Origin of the sequence: Corallococcus aberystwythensis, assembly GCF_003612165.1 — a bacterium.
GTDB classification, from domain to species: Bacteria; Myxococcota; Myxococcia; order Myxococcales; family Myxococcaceae; genus Corallococcus; species Corallococcus aberystwythensis.
This window is the reverse complement of the sequence record NZ_RAWK01000460.1, coordinates 1-3,896: the sequence shown is the minus strand read 5'-3', so window position 1 is coordinate 3,896 and position 3,896 is coordinate 1. Positions and strand designations below refer to the sequence as shown.

The window sequence follows — 3,896 nt, the reverse complement described above, 5'->3', positions numbered from 1 at the left end:
CCCCCATATTCGTCCCCCGGCCCCCCTCTCCGGGGATGTGGAAGCCGTGGGGCGCATCGAAGCGGTGAAGACGGTGCTGCGGGTGCTGACGCGGACCACGGGGCTGCGCCTGGCGGTGGTGGCGCGCGTGACGCCGGAGTCGTGGACGTGCTGCGCGGTGCTGGACGAGATGGGCTTCGGGCTGAAGGCCGGGGACACGCTGGTCGTCAGCACCACGTTCTGCAACACCGTGCGGAACCTGGGGACGCCGATACGGGTGAACCATGCGAGCCAGGACCCACGCTTCCAGAACCACCCCGCGCCGAAGATGTACAACGTGGAGAGCTACATCGCGGTGCCGCTGTACCGGCGCAACGGGGACTTCTTCGGCGTGATGTGCGCGCTGGACTCGAGGCCCGCGGACCTCACCGACGACGCGTTGGAGGTCTTCCGCCACCTGGGTGACCTGGTGGGCCACCAGCTGGAGCAGGAGGAGGTGCTCTCCGAGCGCGACTCGCAGCTGCTGGGCGCCCAGGAGGCGTCGGTCCTGCGCGAGCAGTTGATGGGCATTGTCAGCCACGACCTGCGCAACCCGCTCAACGCCATCTCACTGGCGGCGGCGACGCTGATGCGCAGGGCGGACCTGGATGACCGTGCGCGCCGGGGGCTGCGGCGCATCCTCGATTCGTCGGACCGGGCGAACCGGCTCATCCGCGACCTGCTGGACTTCACCCACGTGCGCACGGGCATGCCCCTGCCGGTGAAGCCCCAGCCCATGGACCTGCACGAAGTCGCCGAGCAGGTGGTGGACGAGGTGCGCCTCACCGCGCAGGGACGGACGCTGGACCTGGTGTGCGAGGGGAACGGACGCGGGAAGTGGGATCCGGACCGCATCGCGCAGGTGCTGACCAACCTGCTCACCAACGCCGTGCAGTACAGCACGCCGGACGCGCACATCCGCGTGGAGGCGCGCGGGGACGCGCGCGAGGTGGTGCTGGCGGTGACGAACGCGGGGACGCCCATCCCACCGGCGCTGCTGCCCATCCTCTTCGAGCCGATGACCCGGGGCACCACGGAGGGCAGCGAGCACCGCAGCGTGGGGCTGGGCCTCTTCATCGTGAATCAGATCGTCCGCGCGCACGGCGGCGAGGTGGATGTGGTGTCCACGGCGGAGGCGGGCACCACCTTCCGGGTGCACCTGCCGCGAGGGTGTTGATCAGCCCGCGTCCGGCAGGGGCCGCTTGAGCACGACGAGCCCGAGCGTGGTGGCCAGCGTGCCCGCGAGGAGCGCCAGCAGGTAGGGCCCCAGCGGCTGCACGGCGTTGGGGATGGCGAAGACGAAGACGCCGCCGTGAGGGGCGCGCAGCGCGCAGCCGAAGCCCATGGACACGGCGCCCGCGATGGCGGACCCGAAGGCCATGGCCGGGATGACGCGCAGCGGGTCCCGGGCCGCGTAGGGGATGGCGCCCTCGGTGATGAAGGCGAGCCCCAGCACGGCGGCGGCCTTGCCGGCTTCGCGCTCCTGGAGGGTGAAGCGGCGCTTCGCGACGAGCGTGGCCAGGGAGATGCCCAGCGGGGGCGTCATGCCCGCGACCATCACCGCGGCCATGGGCGTGAAGGTGTTGGAGCCCAGCAGGCCCACGCCAAAGGCATACGCGGCCTTGTTGATGGGGCCGCCGGTGTCGACGGCCATCATCGCGCCCAGCAGCAGGCCCAGCAGCACGGCGTTCGTTCCCGTCAGGCCCTGGAGGAAGCGGGTGAGGGCGCCCATCAGCGCGGCCACGGGCGCGCCGACGACGTAGGTCATGAGCAGGCCGACGATGAGCGCGGACAGCAGCGGGAGGACGAGCACCGGCTTGAGGCCCTCCAGGTTCGCGGGCAGCCGGATGCGGTCGCGCAGCGTGCGCGTCACATAGCCCGCGAGGAATCCCGCGGCGATGCCGCCCAGGAACCCCGCGTTGAGCTGGTTCGCCAGCATGCCGCCGATGAAGCCCGGCGCGAGCCCGGGACGGTCCGCGATGGAGTACGCGAGATAGCCCGCGAGCGCCGGCACCATGAGCGCGAAGGCCGCGTCGCCAATGCCCTTCAGCGCGGCGGGCAGCGTGCCGGGTTGCTTGTACGCGTCGATGCCGAAGACGAATGACAGCGCCAGCAGCAGGCCGCCCGCGACGACGAAGGGCAGCATGAACGACACGCCCGTGAGCAGGTGCTTGTACGCGCCCGCCGGTTCGGCGCGGGTGGGCGCGATGGGGGTGGCAGGCGTGGCGCCCGCGGGTGGAGGCAGGGCGAGGGCCTGTTCCACGACGCGGTCGGCCTGCTTGAGGGCTTCGCCCACGGAGGTCTGGAGCAGGCGCTTGCCGGCGAAGCGTTCAGTGGAGACGTGGGTGTCCGCGCCGATGATGACCGCGTCCGCCTGGGCGATCTCCTCGGCGGTCAACGTGTTCTTCGCGCCCACGGAGCCCTGCGTCTCCACGCGGATGGCGTAGCCCCGGGCGCGAGCGGCGCGCGTGAGGGCCTCCGCGGCCATGAAGGTATGCGCGATGCCGGTGGGACACGCTGTCACCGCGACCAGCGTGCCCACGGGCGTGGAGGACGGCGGCGTACGCGTGGGAGCGTCCGCACGGCGTGGGGTGCCAGCGAGGGGAAGCGGGGCGAGGGCTTCACCCGTGGCGTCCGCACGGCGCGAGGTGCCCGCGAGGGGGATTGGGGCTCGGGCTTCACCCGTGGCGTCCGCTCGGCGCGAGGTGCCCGCGAGGGGGATTGGGGCCTGGGCTTCACCCGTGGCGTCCGCTCGGTGCTCGGTGCCAGGGGATGGGAGGCCACCCGATGCATCCGTGCCGCGCGAGCCGCTGGCGGGCGTGGGCGGTGCGGCGGCGCTCCCACTCGAAGTGCCGGCACGGCGCACGGTTCCGGCGGCAGGGGATGGGGGCGTGGCGCCCTCCAGCAAGCCAGCCCAACGAGAGGATCCACCGGGAGGTGACTCGGTGCCTCCGCGGGCCTCGTCCGTTGACGGGGACGCGGCTGCCTCGGAGGCCGCCGTCTTGCGGTGCGGTGTGGCGCGAGCAAGCGGTGACTCGGTGCCCGGGCGAGGGGCGCTTGTCACCGGGAGGGCTGCTGACTCGGAGCCGGAGGTCTTCCGGTGCAGCGTGGCGCGGGCCACGGCTTCGTCGATGATCCGCTCGGTGTCGCGGATGGCGACTGCCGTGGAGGTGCGGACCAGGGGTTTGCCCTGGAAGCGTGACTCGTCCACGGTGATGTCCGTGGCGAGGATGACCGCGTCCGCCTGCGCGACCACGGCTTCATCCAGCGGCGTGCGCACGCCTTCCGCGCCGCGCGACTCCACGGAGAGCTCGTGGCCCTTGAGGTCCGCCACGCGGCGCAGCGCCTCGGCCGCCATGAAGGTATGCGCGATGCCCGTGGGACAGGCGGTGACCGCCACCAGTTTCGCCATCGTCGTCGTGTCCTTTGCCGCTGTCTCTCAGGTGGAGCCTGCCGGCCGCGCCTGCCCGGGTGCCTTGTTGTCCCAGTCGCGTCTTCGCTTCGCCACCTGCCGCCGGTGGGCGGGTGGGGTCACGCCAGGCCATCGCAGGGACTGCCCGTCCGCGGCGCACCGCACGAACGGGTCCGACAGTCGGACCAGTTGGAAGACCGCGCCCGGCCCCCTGCCCTGGCCAGGGGATGCACTGTCGGGTCCTGACAGACTCGCCCCGTCAGCTGTCGTGGCTGGGAGACTGTTCCAGCCGGACGGAGGCAACTGGTCCGACAGTCGGACCAGTTGGAAGACCGCGCCCGGCCCCCTGCCCTGGCCAGGGGATGCACTGTCGGGTCCTGACGGACTCGCCCCGTCAGCTGTCGTGGCTGGGAGGCTGTTCCAGCCGGACGGAGGCAACTGGTCCGACTGTCGGACCAGTTGGGGG

At 72.1% G+C, this 3,896-nt stretch carries 2 protein-coding genes; one reads left to right on the top strand and one right to left on the bottom strand.

Annotated elements, in window-relative coordinates:
* The coding region (locus D7W81_RS40240) for a GAF domain-containing sensor histidine kinase (protein ID WP_306440947.1) at positions 1 to 1,195 on the top strand (1,195 nt) is incomplete at its 5' end.
* Here D7W81_RS40240 and D7W81_RS40235 read toward each other — a convergent pair.
* Positions 1,196 to 3,430, bottom strand: coding sequence for a PTS fructose-like transporter subunit IIB (locus D7W81_RS40235; RefSeq protein WP_208721670.1), 2,235 nt, complete (start codon positions 3,428 to 3,430; stop codon positions 1,196 to 1,198).
* Between the last annotated feature and the right edge of the window lie 466 nt (positions 3,431 to 3,896).